17 protein-coding genes are annotated in these 18019 nt (G+C 62.1%); 14 read left to right on the top strand and 3 right to left on the bottom strand.

The window, feature by feature from the left end; translation table 11 throughout:
• Positions 1-33 precede the first annotated feature (33 nt).
• On the bottom strand, positions 34-2880 hold the full coding sequence (gene rapA, locus BLU85_RS06640; protein ID WP_092166068.1) for an RNA polymerase-associated protein RapA: 2847 nt from the start codon (positions 2878-2880) through the stop codon (positions 34-36).
• 230 nt (positions 2881-3110) lie between these two features.
• On the opposite strand from rapA, the gene BLU85_RS06635 reads away from it, so the two are divergent.
• The 3 genes from BLU85_RS06635 (at position 3111) to ccoM (ending at position 3969) form a co-directional block, all read left to right on the top strand.
• Complete coding sequence (locus tag BLU85_RS06635) at positions 3111-3452, top strand: aspartate-semialdehyde dehydrogenase (protein WP_092203848.1); 342 nt, start codon at positions 3111-3113, stop codon at positions 3450-3452.
• Positions 3453-3546: 94 nt separating this feature from the next.
• A complete protein-coding gene (locus BLU85_RS31100) occupies positions 3547-3708 on the top strand; it encodes a hypothetical protein (protein ID WP_003184513.1) in 162 nt (53 codons plus the stop codon).
• 144 nt (positions 3709-3852) lie between these two features.
• Positions 3853-3969: a cytochrome c oxidase subunit CcoM gene (gene ccoM / locus BLU85_RS31545; protein WP_025212288.1), complete on the top strand. Its 117-nt coding sequence runs from the start codon at positions 3853-3855 to the stop codon at positions 3967-3969.
• Positions 3970-4225: 256 nt separating this feature from the next.
• Here ccoM and BLU85_RS06625 read toward each other — a convergent pair whose 3' ends face one another.
• Positions 4226-5701 (bottom strand): inorganic phosphate transporter, encoded by a 1476-nt coding sequence (locus tag BLU85_RS06625; protein WP_060738827.1) that lies wholly within the window; start codon positions 5699-5701, stop codon positions 4226-4228.
• Positions 5702-6067: 366 nt separating this feature from the next.
• On the bottom strand, positions 6068-6268 hold the full coding sequence (locus BLU85_RS06620) for a hypothetical protein (protein WP_003198635.1): 201 nt from the start codon (positions 6266-6268) through the stop codon (positions 6068-6070).
• A 575-nt stretch (positions 6269-6843) separates the two neighbouring features.
• On the opposite strand from BLU85_RS06620, the gene pcaR reads away from it, so the two are divergent.
• The 11 genes from pcaR (at position 6844) to pcaC (ending at position 17908) form a co-directional block, all read left to right on the top strand.
• Positions 6844-7686 carry a pca regulon transcriptional regulator PcaR gene (pcaR, locus tag BLU85_RS06615; protein ID WP_072409756.1) on the top strand — a complete coding sequence of 281 codons (843 nt, stop codon included), beginning with the start codon at positions 6844-6846 and terminating at the stop codon, positions 7684-7686.
• A gap of 141 nt (positions 7687-7827) precedes the next feature.
• Positions 7828-9174 carry a 4-hydroxybenzoate transporter PcaK gene (locus tag BLU85_RS06610; RefSeq protein WP_092203846.1) on the top strand — a complete coding sequence of 449 codons (1347 nt, stop codon included), beginning with the start codon at positions 7828-7830 and terminating at the stop codon, positions 9172-9174.
• A gap of 286 nt (positions 9175-9460) precedes the next feature.
• On the top strand, positions 9461-10321 hold the full coding sequence (locus tag BLU85_RS06605; protein ID WP_072409760.1) for a CoA transferase subunit A: 861 nt from the start codon (positions 9461-9463) through the stop codon (positions 10319-10321).
• A complete protein-coding gene (locus BLU85_RS06600; protein ID WP_092203844.1) occupies positions 10318-11097 on the top strand; it encodes a CoA-transferase subunit beta in 780 nt (259 codons plus the stop codon). The genes BLU85_RS06605 and BLU85_RS06600 overlap by 4 nt, the downstream gene beginning before the upstream one ends.
• Entirely contained in the window at positions 11094-12299 is a 1206-nt protein-coding gene (pcaF, locus tag BLU85_RS06595) for a 3-oxoadipyl-CoA thiolase (RefSeq protein ID WP_170847625.1), read from the top strand. The genes BLU85_RS06600 and pcaF overlap by 4 nt, the downstream gene beginning before the upstream one ends.
• A gap of 37 nt (positions 12300-12336) precedes the next feature.
• A complete protein-coding gene (gene pcaH / locus BLU85_RS06590; RefSeq protein WP_092144292.1) occupies positions 12337-13041 on the top strand; it encodes a protocatechuate 3,4-dioxygenase subunit beta in 705 nt (234 codons plus the stop codon).
• A 1-nt stretch (position 13042) separates the two neighbouring features.
• Complete coding sequence (pcaG, locus tag BLU85_RS06585; RefSeq protein ID WP_092203840.1) at positions 13043-13609, top strand: protocatechuate 3,4-dioxygenase subunit alpha; 567 nt, start codon at positions 13043-13045, stop codon at positions 13607-13609.
• A 206-nt stretch (positions 13610-13815) separates the two neighbouring features.
• The gene (locus BLU85_RS06580; protein ID WP_092203838.1) at positions 13816-15114 is read left to right on the top strand and encodes an MFS family transporter; all 1299 of its coding nucleotides are present in this window, start codon (positions 13816-13818) and stop codon (positions 15112-15114) included.
• A 213-nt stretch (positions 15115-15327) separates the two neighbouring features.
• Positions 15328-16692, top strand: coding sequence for a 3-carboxy-cis,cis-muconate cycloisomerase (locus BLU85_RS06575; RefSeq protein WP_092203836.1), 1365 nt, complete (start codon positions 15328-15330; stop codon positions 16690-16692).
• A gap of 12 nt (positions 16693-16704) precedes the next feature.
• Positions 16705-17505 (top strand): 3-oxoadipate enol-lactonase, encoded by an 801-nt coding sequence (gene pcaD / locus BLU85_RS06570; protein ID WP_092203834.1) that lies wholly within the window; start codon positions 16705-16707, stop codon positions 17503-17505.
• Between the two features lie 10 nt (positions 17506-17515).
• Complete coding sequence (gene pcaC / locus BLU85_RS06565) at positions 17516-17908, top strand: 4-carboxymuconolactone decarboxylase (protein ID WP_092203832.1); 393 nt, start codon at positions 17516-17518, stop codon at positions 17906-17908.
• Positions 17909-18019: the final 111 nt, after the last annotated feature.

Below are 18019 nucleotides of genomic sequence, written 5' to 3'. Positions count from 1 at the left end.
AGGTGAATCCCAACAGCCTTCAGACGGTGGCAATCAGCCCGCCACCAACACCCGAATCGCCTCCAGGCGCAACGCCGCCTTCTCAAGCATCGCCAGGCCTTGCTCGCGCTGTTGGCGCAGGGCCACCAGCTCGCTGTCGCGCACGGTCGGGTTGACCGCTTGCAGGGCGGTCAGGCGGGCCAGTTCCTCGTCGGTATCGGCGGCCAGGCGGCGCTGGGCCTCGGCCACGCGTTCGGCGTGACGTGGGGCGATTTTCTCTTCGCCAGCGTTGATCCGTGGTGTGAGCTGGTCGCGCTGGGCCTGGATGAACTTGTTGGCGCTGGCGCGGGGCACGCTTTCGAGTTGGTCGTTCAGGGTTTCGAACGAGACCCGGGCGGCCAGGTCGTTGCCGTTGGCGTCCAGCAGGCAGCGCAGGGCGGCCGGCGGCAGGTAGCGGCCCAGTTGCAGCGAGCGCGGGGCGACCACTTCACTGACGTAGAGCAGCTCCAGCAACACGGTGCCGGGCTTGAGGGCCTTGTTCTTGATCAGCGCCACGGCGGTGTTGCCCATGGAGCCGGACAGCACCAGGTCCATGCCGCCTTGCACCATCGGGTGCTCCCAGGTGATGAACTGCATGTCTTCGCGCGACAGCGCCTGGTTGCGGTCGTAGGTGATGGTCACGCCTTCGTCGTCGCCCAGTGGGAAGCTGGCGTCGAGCATCTTTTCGCTCGGCTTGAGGATCAGCGCGTTTTCCGAATGGTCCTCGCTGTCGATACCAAAGGCGTCGAACAGGGTTTCCATGTAGATCGGCAGGGCAAACTGGTCGTCCTGCTCGAGAATGGCCTCCACCAGCGCATCGCCTTCACCGGCACCGCCGGAGTTGAGTTCCAGCAAGCGGTCGCGACCGGTGTGCAGCTCGGCTTCCAGGCGTTCGCGTTCGGCGCGGGCCTCGTCGATCAGCGCTTGCCACTGGCCATCGTCGGCTTCTTCCAGCAAGGGCAGCAGGCGCGGGCCGAACTGGTGCTGCAAGGCGTTGCCGGTCGGGCAGGTGTTGAGGAAGGCATTCAGGGCTTCGTGATACCACTGGAACAGCCGCGCTTGCGGGCTGGTTTCCAGGTAGGGCACATGCAGCTCGATGGTGTGCTTCTGGCCGATCCGGTCCAGGCGGCCGATACGCTGTTCCAGCAGGTCCGGGTGCGCCGGCAGATCGAACAGCACCAGGTGATGGGCGAACTGGAAGTTGCGGCCTTCACTGCCGATTTCCGAGCAGATCAGCACTTGGGCGCCGAACTCTTCGTCGGCGAAATAGGCCGCCGCACGGTCACGCTCCAGGATATTCATGCCTTCGTGGAACACCGTGGCCGGGATGCCGGAGCGCACACGCAAGGCATCTTCCAGGTCCATGGCCGTTTCGGCGTGGGCACAGATCACCAGCACCTTGGTGCGCTTGAGCATTTTCAGGGTGTCGATCAGCCACTCGACCCGCGGGTCGAAACGCCACCAGCGCTCCTCCTCGCTGGCGTCCGGCTGGGCCTGGAAGCTGACTTCCGGGTACAGCTCGGCGTGATCGCCCAACGGCAATTCGAGGTATTCGTCCGGGCAAGGCAACGGGTAGGCGTGCAGCTTGCGCTCCGGGAAGCCCTGCACAGCGGCGCGGGTGTTGCGAAACAGCACGCGGCCGGTGCCGTGGCGGTCCAGCAGCTCGCGCACCAGGCGGGCACTGGCTTCGACATCGCCATCATTGACGGCGGTCAGCAAGGCTTCGCCTTCATTGCCCAGGAAACCCTGGATGGTCTTGTGGGCTTCGGGCGAGAGGCGGCCTTTGTCCAGCAACTCCTGCACGGCTTCGGCCACCGGGCGATAGTTTTCGCTCTCGGCGCGGAAGGCCTTGAGGTCATGGAAGCGGTTCGGGTCCAGCAGGCGCAGGCGGGCGAAGTGGCTGTCCTGGCCCAGCTGTTCCGGGGTCGCGGTGAGCAGCAACACGCCAGGGATGGTTTCGGCAAGCTGCTCGACCAGGGCGTATTGCGGGCTGACCTGGTCTTCGTGCCACACCAGGTGGTGGGCCTCGTCGACCACCATCAGGTCCCAGCCGGCGGCGAATAGCGCGTCCTGGGCCTTCTCATCGTCCACCAGCCACTCCAACGCCACCAAGGCCAGTTGGGTGTCTTCGAACGGGTTGCTGGCATCGCTTTCGATGAAGCGTTCTTCGTCGAACAGCGCGACCTGCAGGTTGAAGCGCCGGCGCATTTCCACCAGCCATTGATGCTGGAGGTTTTCCGGTACCAGGATCAGTACGCGGTTGGCGCGGCCGGACAGCAACTGACGGTGGATGACCAGGCCGGCCTCGATGGTCTTGCCCAGGCCCACTTCGTCGGCCAGCAACACCCGCGGGGCAATCCGGTCGGCCACTTCACGGGCAATGTGCAGTTGATGGGCAATGGGCTGGGCACGTACCCCGCCCAGGCCCCAAAGCGAAGACTGCAACTGGCGACTGGTGTGCTCCAGGGTGTGGTAGCGCAAGGAGAACCAGGCCAGCGGGTCGATCTGGCCGGCGAACAGACGGTCGCTGGCCAGGCGGAACTGGATGAAGTTCGACAGTTGAGTCTCGGGCAGGGTGACGACTTCGTTCTGCCCGTTAAGGCCGTGGTAGACCAGCAGGCCATCGACGTCATCGACTTCGCGCACGGTCATTTTCCAGCCTTCGAAGTGAGTGATCACATCGCCCGGCGAAAACCGTACACGGGTGAGGGGCGCATTCCGTAGCGCGTACTGGCGGGTGTCGCCAGTGGCCGGATAGAGCACGGTCAATAAGCGGCCGTCCTGTGCCAGAACGGTGCCTAAACCCAGCTCGGCTTCGCTGTCACTGATCCAGCGTTGCCCCGGTTGATACTGCTGCGCCATGCTGCCTGACTCCCGCCTTGAAAAAGCCGGTTATCTTAACGGAAGGATCCTTCAGACCAAAGGATTTACGTACGCTGATTCATTACCAATGGCACGGAACTTACGCTTGCCCAGCGATCAAACAAGCTCGGCCTTGGTGAACGCTGCAATTGCCAACTGGGTCACAAGTTTCGGACCGGCGGTTCAAGCTGCTCCTTTAGCCGCCGACAACCTGAAGACAGGAGAACTTTATGTTGCCACCCATGCTCCCTTTGAGCGCCGTACCCATCACCGCTCAACAGGATCCGGTTCGCCAGCGACCGGACATACCGCCCGTGGTCCCGGTGCAGCAAAGCTCCAATGAAAGCACCATTGACCTGCAAAAACGCGACCCGGAAGAGGCCGCGCTGCTGTTGCGCGAGGAACAGCGTCGCCAGCAGGAACGCGACCGCCGCCGCCGCGAGGCCGATGAAGACCCAGAAGTGCACTTGGCCGTACCGGGTACCGAGCTCAACGCCGACAACACCGTGCCAGTGGTGCCGCTGATAGACGACGAGACGCGCCAGGGCCTGTGGGTCGATATCCAGATCTGATCCAGGCGCCTGCCTGCACGCACAGGCTGGTCAACGCCGCCAACAGCCCGCATCATGGGCGCATCCGCAATTCACTGCACGATGCCTACACGCCATGAGCCAAGACGACAAGCTGATCGACCTCAGTGCCGAGCGCGCCAAGCGCGTTCACGACCTCAACGAAAAACGCCTCAATGAAGTCCGCCAGGCTTTCGAGCAGGCCATGCCGCTGGGTAAGCCCAAGAAAAAGCCGAAAAACAAACCGAAAAAGCGCTGAACCTCCTCGATCCATTGATGCAGATCAGTTATTTCCCCTCCTTTGCGCCCCGTCGTGGGCGTTATTGACCCCGGTCAATTTTCATCCAGGCCTGATTGGTTACCTTGAACCCATCGCAACAGGGGCAAGACCAGGAGGTCAGTCATGTTTTTCGATAATGTGGTGTTTGCCGGGGTGTTGACGGTCGGCCTCATGTTCGTGTTTTTCGCAGGTTTCGGATTATTCATCTGGAAAGACGCACACAAGCGGAAAAAACCGTAGGTCTTTCCGGCTACAACGAGCACGCAAGGCATTTTGGGCGACTTCGGTCGCCCTTTTTTTTTGGCCAATTCTTGCTCTTTCAACGCAAAACAATTGGGGAGCGAGCTTGCTCGCGATGAGGGGCCTGTCAGTCGACATCGACGTTGGCTGATACACCGCTATCGCGAGCAAGCTCGCTCCCACACGGGGTGGGTGTTTTGGGCATAAAAAAAGGTGCGAACCGCAAGGGTCGCACCTTTTTTACCGGCCGCTGGAATCAGCTGCCGAGGGCCTTCGATGCCAGCCAGAACAAGCCGGCCGACAGGGCAACCGTCGCCGGCAGGGTCAGCACCCAGGCCAGCAGGATGTTGCGCACGGTGCCACCTTGCAGGCCGCTCTTGTTGGCGACCATGGTGCCGGCCACGCCCGAGGACAGGACGTGGGTGGTGGAAACCGGCAGGCTGAAGATGTTCGCCGCGCCGATCATGCACGCGGTGGTGATCTGGGCCGACATGCCCTGGGCGTAGGTCATGCCTTGCTTGCCGATCTTCTCGCCGATGGTCAGCACTACACGCTTCCAGCCGATCATGGTGCCCAGGCCCAGCGCCAGTGCCACGGCCAGGATTACCCAGAACGGGGCGTATTCGGTGGTGGCGGTCAGGTCCTTGCGCAGCTTGTTCAGGTCGTCTTTCTCACGAGCGGCCAGGCCTGGCAACTTGCCGACCTTCTTCGCCGTGTCGTCCAGGCAAAGCAGGTAGCGACGGACCTCGATGCGTCGTTCCGACGGCAGCGAATGGTAGTCCGCCACGCCTTTGAGCGTGTCGAGCAGGGCATTGATGGTCGGTTCGGTCTGCTGCGGGTTGCAGCGGAATTTCTCCGGCAGATCGCCTTCCACGCTTTTGCCCAGCGCCAGGAATTCACCCAGGGACTCGTTGTTGCGTTGGTAGAACTGGCTCAAGTGCAGCGTCGCGTCTCGGGTCCGCTCGATCTGGTAGGTGGTGCTGCCCAGGTCGAGTACGAACTGCGCCGGCACGATACCGATCAGCACCAGCATGATCAGGCCGATGCCTTTCTGGCCATCGTTGGAGCCGTGGACAAAGCTGACGGCCATGGCCGAGATCACCAATACGAGGCGATTCCAGAACGGTGGGTGCTTTTTGTCGTCGATCTGGCGGCGCTGTTCCGGTGTCTTGTGCATCTTCGACAGCGGACGCCACCATTTCAGGCCAATCAGCACCAGGGCGGCGATCAGGAAACCGGCCATGGGCGAGAACACCAGGGAGGCGCCGATATCGATCGCCTTCTGCCAGTTCACCCCGTCGGCCAACGGGATATCGTTGATCAGTGCATTGGCCAGGCCCACGCCGAGGATCGAACCGATCAACGTGTGGGAACTGGACGCGGGGATACCGAAGTACCAGGTGCCCAGGTTCCAGGTGATGGCCGCTGCGAGCAGCGAAAACACCATGGCCAGCCCGTGTCCGGTGTTCACATTGATCAGCAGCTCCACGGGCAGCAGGTGAACGATGGCGTACGCCACCCCCACGCCGCCCAGCAGCACACCGAGGAAATTGAACACACCGGAAAAGAACACCGCCAGGTGAGGCGGCATGGCTTTGGTGTAGATAACAGTGGCAACCGCGTTAGCGGTGTCATGAAAGCCGTTGATGAACTCGAAGGCGAGGACAAAAGCCAGGGCGAGCAAGAGGCTCACAAGCACCCAAGCATCCAGTCCGCTGAATAAATCGATCATGAAGGTTTTCTGACCCGGTCGTAAGGGGGCGCGATTATGCCAGAAAACCTCGGTAATCGATGCACTGCCTGCTCATCGGTAACATTCTTCAACGAAATAATTTGTAGGAAAGCCTCAAGCGCGAGGTTTTTCGCGGGGTACGTAACCCCTTGATTCAGGGGCGCAAAGCGCATTCGGCCAGGATCGCCGCCAGCTATAGGACGCCTTGAGGAATTGTATGAAATATCTGAAAAGGAGGTCGGCCAGGACCCTTCCCGATTGTCGGACGGGGAGTGGAGGGCGGCCCGCTCATGGCGGGCGTGCGCTATCGCCTCCGGCCAGGGTGGCGGCCGGAGACCTCTTCACAAGAACGTCGGGCCCGGAGCGTCACTGCTCTTCGGCTTTGAGTTCTTTTTCCATTTTCTGAAGTTCCTGGGTGAAGGCCTGGTCCTGAACGGTGGCGCGCTTACGCCAGGGTTTGCGTTCCGGTTCAGGTTGCGCGGCGTAGGTGGTGATTTCTCCGCCGTAAACTTCCTTGTAACGTTGTTCCTGGCGCTCAAGTTCCGCGCGCAGTTCGTCTTTCGTCACAGTTTTACCTAAATTAATTGAAGTTGAATCTGGTGATACGCACTGCATGTGGACATGCAGACGGCCACGGCACCAGAGCTGACAGCTGACGTAGCATCAGGGCTTCGCATTGTTGCCAAACAGGGGAAGCGACCATGAAGGTGCCTCGGGCATCGGGGTCGCAACCACGATGCCTGCGTACGGGAACGGTCGACTGGCCGTACCGTCGCTGTTTGCATTATAGCGGCCCAGCCGAATAACACTATCGGGAAAAAGTAAAAGGCATTGTTGTTGTGTGAACTCATGTTTGTATGTGCAACTTGTACTGCCGCTCGCAGAAGATACCGGCTAGTGCCGCTATCCAGATGCCGTTCCCGCCGACTAGTTCAATATTGCTAACATCGTCAGGTCAAACCCTGTGTTGTTTCCCGCAAAACTTACTCTCGATCACGTCCGCGGCAGTCCGCTTATTCGGCGCCTGGCCTGATTGCGATTATCGGTCGACGGTTCGATAATCGAACGATCTTGACCGGCGGCCCTTGCTTGCCCATCGGGCAGCCGCTTGAATAGCCGTCACTCCCGGGGAAGGATCAGACATGAACGACCAATTGCGCAATGCCTTCACTTCAGTCGCGCCACCGATCGTCGCCTCGCCGGCCAAGCGGATCCAGGCCCTGACCGGTGATCCCGATTTCATGACGTCCCTGGCCCGCGGGTTGGCGGTGGTCCAGGCCTTTCAGGAGCGCAAGCGGCACCTGACCATCGCCCAGATCAGCCACCGCACGGAAATCCCCCGCGCCGCCGTCAGACGTTGCCTGCATACCTTGATCAAGCTTGGTTACGCCACCACGGATGGGCGCACCTATTCGCTGCTGCCTAAAGTGCTGACCCTCGGTCACGCCTATCTGTCCTCCACGCCCCTGGCCGTTTCTGCCCAGCCGTACCTGGACCGCATGAGCGAGCAACTGCACGAAGCCTGCAACATGGCCACGCTCGAAGGCGACGACATCCTCTACATCGCCCGCTCCGCCACCACCCAGCGCCTGATTTCGGTTGACCTGTCGGTGGGCGGGCGCCTGCCAGCCTATTGCACCTCGATGGGCAGGATTCTCCTGGCGGCCCTGGATGATGCGTCGCTGCGCGATTACCTCGACCACGCCGACCTGCAAGCCAAGACCAGCCGCACGTTGCACACACCCCAAGCGTTGCTCGAGTGCCTGCAACAGGTGCGGCAACAGGGCTGGTGCATCGTCGACCAGGAACTGGAACAGGGCCTGCGTTCGATTGCTGTGCCGGTGTACGACGCTTCCGGTCAAGTGGTGGCCGCGCTCAACGTCAGTACCCATGCCGGGCGGGTCAGTCGCAATGAGCTGGAACAGCGCTTCCTGCCAGGCCTGCTGGGGGCCAGTCGCGACCTGAGCGCGCAACTGTTCACTTAAGCTGTTCGATAAACGCACACAGTCGGCGGCGATGAATTGACGGTCTTTGCCTGGCCTCATTAATGTCGCGCAGCGTCATCCGGCGTATTTCGCCGGTCTCTGATTCGTTCGCCTGCGTTTCTTGCGTGGAATAAAAATAAAATGAACCAGCCCCAGACCTCCGTAGGCCACTGCCTCGATGTGCAGTCCTTCATCAATGCCCAACCCATTTCGCGCTATCAGTGGCGGGTGGTGATCCTCTGTTTCCTGATTGTGTTCCTCGATGGCCTCGATACTGCCGCCATGGGCTTCATCGCCCCGGCCTTGTCCCAGGACTGGGGCATCGATCGCGCCAGCCTCGGCCCGGTGATGAGTGCTGCGCTGATCGGCATGGTGTTCGGCGCGCTGGGCTCCGGGCCGTTGGCTGACCGCTTCGGGCGAAAAGTCGTACTGGTGGGCGCGGTCCTGCTGTTTGGCGCGTTCAGCCTGGCGTCGGCCTACAGCACCAACGTCGATCAACTGCTGGTATTGCGTTTCCTGACCGGCCTGGGCTTGGGCGCCGGGATGCCGAACGCCACCACCTTGCTCTCGGAATACACCCCGGAACGCAAGAAGTCCCTGTTGGTGACCAGCATGTTCTGCGGCTTCAACCTGGGCATGGCCGGCGGCGGATTCATCTCCGCCAAGCTGATACCGGCGTTTGGTTGGCACAGCCTGCTGCTGATTGGCGGGATCCTGCCGTTGATCCTGGCAGTGGTGTTGTTGTTCTGGCTGCCGGAGTCGGCGCGTTACCTGGTGGTGCGCAATCGCGGTACCGACAAAGTGCGCAAGACCCTGGCGCCGATCGAGCCTCACACGGTGGCCCAAGCGGCGAGCTTCAGCGTGCCGGAACAGAAAACCGTGAAAGCCCGCAACGTGCTGGCGGTGATTTTCTCCGGCACCTACAGCGCTGGCACCCTGCTGCTGTGGCTGACCTATTTCATGGGCCTGGTGATTGTCTACCTGCTGACCAGCTGGTTGCCGACCTTGATGCGCGACAGCGGCGCGAGCATGGAACAGGCCGCGTTTATCGGCGCGTTGTTTCAATTCGGCGGCGTGTTGAGCGCCGTCTTCGTCGGTTGGGCAATGGACCGGTTCAATCCGCACAAGGTCATCGGCCTTTTCTATCTGATGGCCGGGTTGTTTGCCTACGCGGTGGGGCAGAGCCTGGGCAACATCACCTTGCTCGCCACCCTGGTGCTGGTGGCCGGCATGTGTGTCAACGGCGCGCAATCGGCGATGCCTTCCCTGGCGGCGCGTTTCTACCCGACCCAGGGTCGGGCCACCGGTGTCTCGTGGATGCTGGGCATCGGTCGCTTCGGCGCGATCCTCGGGGCCTGGATGGGCGCGACCCTGCTGGGCCTGGGGTGGAACTTCGAGCAGGTCCTGACGGCCCTGGTCATTCCGGCGGCCCTGGCGACCACGGCGGTGCTGATCAAAGGCATGGTCAGTCATGCGGATGCGACCTGAGCCAGTGCGTAAGCCTGTGTGGGAGCGAGCTTGCTCGCGATAGCAATGTGTCAGCGGGTGATGCCTGTCTGATCCACCGCCATCGCGAGCAAGCTCGCTCCCACAGGGTGGGCGCTGTGTGCTTGGATAAATCGATAGCCAAACAACAATCTGTTCGATAAACGAACACTCAGTCGATTATCGGATTGTTTGGCCTTTTTCCGAAGCTTAATCTTCCAGTCACTCCGGCGCTTAACCTCGCGCCTTTTTCTTCATGTCGGTCTACTGGAAAACGGGAGCCTGCCCCATGGCTGAAATCCTTTCGCTGCACGACGCGGTGAAGCAATTCGTCAACGACGGCGATACCGTCGCGCTCGAAGGCTTCACTCACCTGATTCCTACGGCGGCGGGTCATGAAATCATTCGTCAGGGCAAGAAAGATCTGACCCTGGTGCGCATGACCCCTGACCTGATCTATGACCAGTTGATCGGCGCCGGTTGTGCTCGCAAATTGATTTTCTCCTGGGGCGGCAACCCTGGCGTCGGGTCGTTGCACCGCTTGCGCGATGCCGTGGAGAAACAATGGCCGCACCCGCTGGAGATCGAGGAACACAGCCACGCCGACCTGGCCAACGCCTACGTCGCCGGCGCCTCCGGCCTGCCATTCGCGGTGTTGCGGGCCTACGCCGGCTCCGACCTGCCGAAGGTCAACCCGCTGATCAAGAGCGTAACCTGTCCCTTCACCGGCGAAGTATTGGCCGCCGTGCCTTCGGTGCGCCCTGATATCACGGTGATTCACGCCCAGAAAGCCGACCGCAAGGGCAACGTGCTGCTGTGGGGCATTCTCGGTGTGCAGAAAGAAGCCGCCCTGGCCGCCAAGCGTTGCATCGTCACCGTGGAAGAAATCGTCGACGACCTGAATGCGCCGATGAACGCCTGCGTGCTGCCGACCTGGGCGTTGAGCGCGGTGTGCCACGTACCGGGCGGCGCCCATCCGTCCTACGCCCACGGCTACACCGAGCGTGACAACCGTTTCTACCAGGCGTGGGATCCGATCGCTCGGGACCGTGAGACGTTTACCGCATGGATCAACGAATACATCCACGGCACTCGGGATTTCAGTGAATTCCAGGCCAGACTGGCAGCCGCTTCGCAGGTGAAACCATGACCTACTCCACCAACGAAATGATGACCGTCGCCGCGGCGCGTCGCTTGAAAAACAATGCCGTGTGCTTCGTTGGCATCGGCCTGCCGTCGAAAGCGGCCAACCTGGCGCGGCTGACCTCGTCGCCAGACGTCGTGCTGATCTACGAGTCCGGCCCGATCGGTGCCAAACCCAGCGTACTGCCGCTGTCCATTGGCGACGGTGAGCTGGCGGAAACCGCCGATACCGTCGTACCGACCGGTGAGATTTTCCGCTACTGGCTGCAGGGCGGGCGTATCGATGTCGGTTTCCTTGGCGCGGCCCAGGTCGACCGTTTCGGCAACATCAACACCACAGTGGTGGGCGACTACCATCAGCCGAAAGTCCGCCTGCCGGGTGCCGGTGGCGCACCGGAAATCGCCGGCTCGGCCAAGAGCGTGTTGATCATCCTCAAGCAGTCGGCGCGTTCGTTTGTCGACAAGTTGGATTTCATCACCTCGGTCGGGCATGGCGAAGGTGGCGATTCGCGCAAGCGTCTCGGTCTGCCGGGCGCAGGGCCCGTGGGCATCATCACCGACTTGTGCATCATGGAGCCGGAAGCCGGCAGCCATGAATTCGTGGTCACCGCGCTGCACCCCGGCGTGACCCGCGAGCAAGTCATTGCGGCCACCGGGTGGGCGATCCGTTTCGCCGACCAGGTGCAAACCACCACCGAGCCGACCGAGGTGGAGCTGCGTGCACTGCGTGACCTTGAAGCTCGCACCGCGGCGGCCCACGGCCAGGCACCGGGAGAAGCCTGATGCGCGACGTTTATATCTGTGATGCGATTCGAACCCCCATCGGTCGATTTGGCGGCGGTTTGTCCGCGGTCCGCGCCGATGACCTGGCGGCTGTGCCGATCAAGGCGCTGATGGAACGCAACCCATCGGTGGACTGGAATGCGGTGGACGAGGTGTTTCTCGGCTGCGCCAACCAGGCGGGCGAAGACAACCGCAACGTGGCGCGCATGGCGCTGCTGTTGGCGGGCCTGCCGCAGAGCATTCCCGGTGTGACCCTCAATCGTCTTTGCGCCTCGGGCATGGACGCCATCGGCACCGCGTTCCGCGCCATCGCCAGCGGCGAGATGGAACTGGCGATCGCTGGCGGTGTGGAGTCGATGTCCCGTGCGCCGTTCGTGATGGGCAAGGCTGATACCGCGTTCTCGCGCAACATGAAACTGGAAGACACCACCATCGGCTGGCGCTTCATCAACCCGTTGATGAAAGCCCAGTACGGTGTGGACGCGATGCCGCAGACCGCCGATAACGTGGCCGATGACTACGCCGTGTCCCGCGCCGACCAGGACGCTTTCGCCTTGCGCAGCCAACAGCGCACGGCGGCGGCCCAGGCGGTGGGTTTTTTCGCCGAAGAAATCGTGCCGGTGCGCATCGCCCATAAAAAAGGCGAAACCGTGGTCGAGCAGGACGAGCACCCACGCGCCGACACCACGCTGGAGACCTTGAGCAAACTCAAGCCAGTCAACGGGCCGGACAAGACCGTCACCGCCGGCAACGCGTCGGGTGTCAACGACGGTGCGGCGGCACTGATCCTGGCCTCGGCCGAGGCGGTGAAAAAACATGGCCTGACGCCTCGCGGCAAAGTGCTGGGCATGGCCAGTGCCGGCGTCGCGCCACGGGTGATGGGCATCGGCCCGGTACCGGCGGTGCGCAAACTCACTGAGCGCCTGGGCCTGGCGGTCGCCGATTTCGACGTGATCGAACTCAATGAAGCGTTTGCCAGCCAGGGCCTGGCGGTGCTGCGTGATTTGGGGCTGGCGGACGATGCGCCGCAGGTCAACCCGAACGGCGGCGCCATCGCCCTCGGCCATCCCCTGGGCATGAGTGGGGCGCGGTTGGTGATGACGGCGCTGCACCATCTGGAAAAGACCGGCGGCAAGAAGGGCTTGGCGACCATGTGTGTCGGCGTCGGCCAGGGTCTGGCGTTGGCCATCGAACGCGTCTGACGCGTCGCTCTACTAATAAGAAACCGAGGAATGCTTCATGACTGACAAGCCTGGTTATCGTCGCCCCCAAGCGGGCACCCAGCCGGAGTATCTGCACCCGCCGTACCAGTCCACCAACCTGCGCTCGCCGTCCAAGCCATTGGTGTTCCTGCCGCATTCGTTGTCGGAAATCACCGGCCCGACTGTCGGCGCCGACCGCGTGCAGGAAAAGGATCATGACCTGACCGCCCAGCATGCCGGCGAGCCACTGGGTGAACGGATCATCATTCACGGGCGCGTGCTGGATGAGCACGGCCAGCCGGTGCCAGGCATCCTGGTGGAGATCTGGCAGGCCAACGCCGCCGGTCGCTACAACCATGACCGTGACAACCATGACGCGCCGCTGGACCCGAATTTCACCGGCACCGGTCGCACCGTCACCGACGCCGACGGCTGGTATCAGTTCCAGACCATCAAGCCCGGCGCTTATCCGTGGGGCAACCACCACAACGCCTGGCGCCCGGCGCATATCCATTTCTCACTGTTCGGGCCGAGCATTCTGACGCGCCTGGTGACGCAGATGTACTTCCCTGGCGATCCGTTGCTGGAATACGACCCGATCTACAACTGCGTGCCGGACACGAGTGCCAAGGAACGCCTGATCGCCCGTTTCGACCTGGAAAAAACCGTCCCTCACTACGCCCTCGGTTACCGCTGGGACATCGTCTTGCGCGGCCGCGATGCCACGCCGATGGAGAAATAAGATGACGCTCACCGCCACCACGTCCCACACCGTTGGCCCGTACTACCACATCGGCCTGACCTGGCTGAACCGCGAAGACCTGACCGTCGCCGAAACCCTCGGCCAACGCGTAGCGATCACCGGGCAGGTGGTCGACGGCAACGGCCAGTTCGTCAACGACGCGATGCTGGAAGTCTGGCAGGCCAACGCCGCCGGCAAATACGCCCACCCGGAAGACGACCAGGACAAACCCCTGGACCCGCATTTCGAAGGCTTCGGCCGGGTGCCGGTGGATGCCGAAGGGCGTTTTCGCTTCACCACCATCAAGCCGGGCACCGTGCCGGGATTGGGTGGCACGACCCAGGCACCGCACCTGGTGGTGCTGGTGTTCGCTCGCGGGTTGGTCAAGCACTTGCTGACGCGCATCTATTTCGACGGCGAACCGGCCAACGAAACCGACCCGCTGCTGGCCTGCGTCCCCGAAGAACGTCGCGGCACAATCGTGGCCAAGCCTGATGCGTCGGGCGTGTACCAGTGGAACGTGATCCTTCAGGGCACAGATGCCGAGACGGTGTTCTTCGATTACTGAGTGAGCCAACAGTGGCGCCATCGCGGGCAAGCCTTGCTCCCACAGGGGGACCCGACATGCGGTGGGCAATGGCAACAACCCTTGTGGGAGCGAGCTTGCTCGCGATGGCGTCCACACAGGCGCTATCGCTTCAACGTCTGTTTGCGGAACGGGTCTGTTACGGAGTGTGTCTAGACTTTGTTAAGTCCCCAACGAGTGAATAATCCATGGCCACCCCAATCATCAGCCACTACACCGGCGAAGAACGCAGCAAGCGCATCTTCGCCATTGTCGGTGCTTCATCCGGCAACCTGGTCGAATGGTTCGACTTCTACGTCTATGCGTTCTGCGCGATCTATTTCGCGCCGGCGTTCTTCCCGTCCGACAACCCGACGGTGCAACTGGTCAACACGGCCGGTGTGTTCGCCGCCGGGTTCCTGATGCGACCCATCGGTGGCTGGATTTTCGGCCGGGTGGCGGACCGTCACGGGCGCAAGAATTCGATGATGATCTCGGTGCTGATGATGTGTTTCGGCTCGTTGCTCATCGCCTGCCTGCCCACCTACAAGGACATCGGCGTCTGGGCGCCGGTCCTGCTGTTGTTCGCACGCCTGCTGCAAGGTTTGTCGGTGGGCGGCGAGTACGGCACCACCGCCACCTACATGAGCGAAGTCGCCCTCAAGGGCCAGCGCGGTTTCTTCGCCTCGTTCCAGTACGTGACGTTGATCGGTGGGCAACTGCTGGCGGTGTCGCTGGTGGTGATCCTGCAACAGTTTCTCAACGAAGATGAACTGCGTGCCTACGGCTGGCGGATCCCGTTCGTGGTCGGCGCCGTGGCCGCATTGATTTCGCTGTTCCTGCGTCGGTCCCTGAAAGAAACCAGCAGCAAGGAAATGCGTGAGAACAAGGACGCTGGCAGCATCGCGGCGCTGTTTCGCGACCACAAGGCCGCGTTCGTCACCGTGCTGGGCTATACCGCCGGCGGTTCGTTGATTTTCTATACCTTCACCACGTACATGCAGAAATACCTGGTGAACACCGCCGGCCTGCACGCCAAGACCGCCAGCTACATCATGACTGGCGCGCTGTTCCTGTACATGTGCATGCAGCCGTTGTTCGGCATGTTGGCGGACAAGATCGGCCGACGCAATTCCATGCTCTGGTTCGGTGCCCTGGGGGCGTTGTGCACGGTGCCGATCCTGCTGACCCTCAAAAGCATCAGCAGCCCGTTCCTGGCGTTTATCCTGATCACCTTGGCGCTGGCGATCGTCAGTTTCTACACCTCCATCAGCGGCCTGGTGAAAGCGGAAATGTTTCCCCCTGAAGTGCGGGCGCTGGGGGTGGGGTTGGCCTACGCGGTGGCCAATGCCGTGTTCGGCGGCTCGGCCGAATACGTCGCCTTGAGCCTGAAAGCCCAGGGCATGGAGAACGCCTTTTATTGGTATGTCACGGTGATGATGGTCGTGGCGTTCCTGTTCAGCCTGCGCCTGCCCAAGCAACCGGCGTATTTGCATCACGACCTTTGAATCCACCTGATCATTTGAGGCTCGTTTGAGTCATTGTGGCGAGCCGCTGGTTTTGTAGGAGCTGGCGAAGCCTGCGATCTTTTGATCTTTCACTTGGGACTCAAGCGCTTGTGGAAAGATCGCAGCCTCGCTTCGCTCGACAGCTCCTACGGGGCAAGTCAACGGGAGCGAGCTTGCTCGCCACAGAGGCATCCACCTTTCGAAGGACTGTTTATGAGCGAACGACCGGGCAATCAGCTATTCGATGCCTACTTCACCGCCCGCGACATGCGCGAGGTGTTCTGCGATGCGGGCCGGGTCCAGGCCATGCTTGACGTCGAAGCCGCCTTGGCCCGGGCCGAGGCGCGGGTCGGGGTGATTCCGCAAAGTGCCGTGGCGCCGATCGAGCAGGCTTGTCGTGCGCAGCTGTACGATTTTTCGGCACTGAGCGAAGCGATCGCCAGTGCCGGCAATTCGGCTATCCCGCTGGTCAAGGCGTTGGGCAAGCGCATCGCCGCCGAGGATGCCGAAGCCGAGCGCTACGTGCACCTGGGCGCCACCAGCCAGGATGTGATGGACAGCGGGCTGGTGCTGCAACTGCGTCAGGCGTTGGGCTTGATCGAGGGCGAGTTGGCGCAACTGGCCGCCATCCTGGCCCGACAAGCCGAACGCTACGCCGCCACACCGTTGGCCGGGCGCACCTGGCTGCAACACGCCACGCCGGTGACACTGGGGATGAAAATCGCCGGTTGGCTGGGGGCGATCACCCGCAGTCGCCAACGCTTGAAAGAGCTCAAGCCACGTTTGCTGGTGCTGCAATTCGGCGGCGCCTCCGGGACGCTCGCCGCCTTGGGCGATCAGGCCTTGCCAATCGCCGAAGCCTTGGCCGCCGAACTGCAACTGACTTTGCCGGAGCAGCCGTGGCACACCCAGCGCGATCGTCTGGTGGAGTTTGGCTCCGTGTTGGGCCTGATCGCCGGCAGCCTGGGCAAACTGGGCCGTGATATCAGCTTGTTGATGCAGACCGAGGCCGGCGAAGCGTTCGAGCCTTCGGCGCCGGGCAAGGGCGGCTCGTCCACCATGCCCCACAAGCGCAACCCGGTGGGCGCGGCGGTGCTGATCGGTGCGGCGACGCGAGTCCCCGGTTTGTTGTCGACGCTGTTCAGCGCCATGCCCCAGGAGCACGAGCGCAGCCTGGGCCTGTGGCACGCCGAATGGGAAACCTTGCCGGAAATCTGCTGCCTGGTCTCCGGTGCCTTGCAACAGGCGCGGCTGCTGGCCGAAGGGCTGGAAGTGGATGCGGCGCGCATGGCCCGCAATCTGGAACTGACCCAGGGACTGGTGCTGGCCGAAGCGGTGAGCATTGTCCTGGCCCAGCGTGTCGGGCGCGACACGGCGCATCATTTGCTGGAGCAATCCTGCAAACGCGCCGTGGCCGAACAGCGGCATCTGCGCGAGGTGCTGGGAGACGAACCCCAGGTCACCGCGCAGCTATCGGCATCCGAGCTGGATCATCTGCTCGACCCGGCGCACTACCTCGGCCAGGCCCAGACCTGGGTCGCCCGAGCCGTGGCCGAACACCTTGCCTTGAACGTCTGAAAGGAGATTGTTGTGGGATTCGTCAAACTCGCCGAGGGCGATCTGAATTACCTATTGGACGGGCCGCAAGACGCCCCGGTGCTGCTGCTCTCCAACTCACTGGGCACCGATCTGCACATGTGGGACGAGCAGGTCGCGGCCTTCAGCGAACACTTTCGCGTGCTGCGTTTCGACACTCGTGGCCATGGTCAATCGCTGGTCACCGAAGGCCCCTATAGCATCGAACAGCTGGGTCGCGACGTGCTGGCGATGCTCGATCAGTTGGGCATCGATAAAGTGCATTTCTGTGGCTTGTCCATGGGCGGGTTGATCGGCCAGTGGCTGGGGATCAATGCTGGCGAGCGCCTGCACAAACTGGTGGTGTGCAACACCGCCGCCAAGATCGGCGACCCGTCGGTGTGGAACCCGCGCATCGAAACCGTGCTGCGGGACGGTAAAGCGGCGATGGTCGCGCTGCGGGATGCTTCGATCGCCCGCTGGTTTACCGCGGATTTTTCCGAGGCTCATCCTGCGAAGGTGAAGAAAATCACCGACATGCTCGCTGCCACATCGCCCCAGGGCTACGCGGCCAACTGTGCGGCCGTGCGTGATGCCGATTTTCGTGAGCAATTGTCGTTGATCCGTGTGCCGCTGCTGGTGATCGCCGGCACCGAAGATGCCGTGACACCGCCGTCGGGTGGGCACTTTATCCAGGAGCGGGTCAGTGGGGCCGAGTACGCCGAGTTCTACGCCGCTCACCTGTCCAACGTCCAGGCCGGCGCTGCGTTCAGCACCCGGGTGCTGGATTTCCTGCTTGATTCCAGCCGCGCCTGAGGAGTTTTTTGTGGACGAGAAACAACGTTACGATGAAGGCATGAAAGTACGCCGCGCGGTACTGGGCGATGCCCATGTCGACCGCAGCCTCGATGCCCTGACCGAGTTCAACAGCGAATTCCAGGAGATGATCACCCGCCATGCCTGGGGCGACATCTGGACCCGTCCAGGCCTGCCACGCCATACCCGCAGCCTGATCACCATCGCCATGCTGATCGGCATGAACCGCGCCGAAGAACTCAAGCTGCACTTGCGCGCCGCCGCCAACAACGGCGTGAGCCGCAGCGAGATCAAGGAAGTGATCATGCAGAGTGCCATCTACTGCGGCATCCCGGCGGCCAACGCCACCTTCCACCTGGCCGAATCGGTCTGGGATGAACTGGGCGTCGAATCCCGGGCTTAAGGGGCGCTTCATTCCCTGTGGGAGCGAGCTTGAACTGGCCTAATGATTTTGGACACTTCAATCGGGCGCTATGATGGCGCCCAAATCTGAGGTGTTTTTGGTTATGCGTAA

It is taken from the genome of Pseudomonas sp. NFACC14, assembly GCF_900106885.1.
Lineage (GTDB): Bacteria > Pseudomonadota > Gammaproteobacteria > Pseudomonadales > Pseudomonadaceae > Aquipseudomonas > Aquipseudomonas fluorescens_AA.
This window is presented reverse-complemented; position numbering and strand designations above follow the sequence as displayed.

Excerpts from the sequence above, each read along its gene's own strand:
- BLU85_RS31100 (WP_003184513.1), top strand. The coding sequence starts at position 3,547 with ATGAGCCAAGACGACAAGCTGATCGACCTCAGTGCCGAGCGCGCCAAG.
- BLU85_RS06625 (WP_060738827.1), bottom strand. The coding sequence starts at position 5,701 with ATGATCGATTTATTCAGCGGACTGGATGCTTGGGTGCTTGTGAGCCTC.
- pcaR (WP_072409756.1), top strand. The coding sequence starts at position 6,844 with ATGAACGACCAATTGCGCAATGCCTTCACTTCAGTCGCGCCACCGATC.
- BLU85_RS06575 (WP_092203836.1), top strand. The coding sequence starts at position 15,328 with ATGAGCGAACGACCGGGCAATCAGCTATTCGATGCCTACTTCACCGCC.
- BLU85_RS06610 (WP_092203846.1), top strand. The coding sequence starts at position 7,828 with ATGAACCAGCCCCAGACCTCCGTAGGCCACTGCCTCGATGTGCAGTCC.
- BLU85_RS06605 (WP_072409760.1), top strand. The coding sequence starts at position 9,461 with ATGGCTGAAATCCTTTCGCTGCACGACGCGGTGAAGCAATTCGTCAAC.
- pcaG (WP_092203840.1), top strand. The coding sequence starts at position 13,043 with ATGACGCTCACCGCCACCACGTCCCACACCGTTGGCCCGTACTACCAC.
- BLU85_RS06580 (WP_092203838.1), top strand. The coding sequence starts at position 13,816 with ATGGCCACCCCAATCATCAGCCACTACACCGGCGAAGAACGCAGCAAG.
- ccoM (WP_025212288.1), top strand. The coding sequence starts at position 3,853 with ATGTTTTTCGATAATGTGGTGTTTGCCGGGGTGTTGACGGTCGGCCTC.
- pcaH (WP_092144292.1), top strand. The coding sequence starts at position 12,337 with ATGACTGACAAGCCTGGTTATCGTCGCCCCCAAGCGGGCACCCAGCCG.
- BLU85_RS06600 (WP_092203844.1), top strand. The coding sequence starts at position 10,318 with ATGACCTACTCCACCAACGAAATGATGACCGTCGCCGCGGCGCGTCGC.
- BLU85_RS06635 (WP_092203848.1), top strand. The coding sequence starts at position 3,111 with ATGTTGCCACCCATGCTCCCTTTGAGCGCCGTACCCATCACCGCTCAA.
- rapA (WP_092166068.1), bottom strand. The coding sequence starts at position 2,880 with ATGGCGCAGCAGTATCAACCGGGGCAACGCTGGATCAGTGACAGCGAA.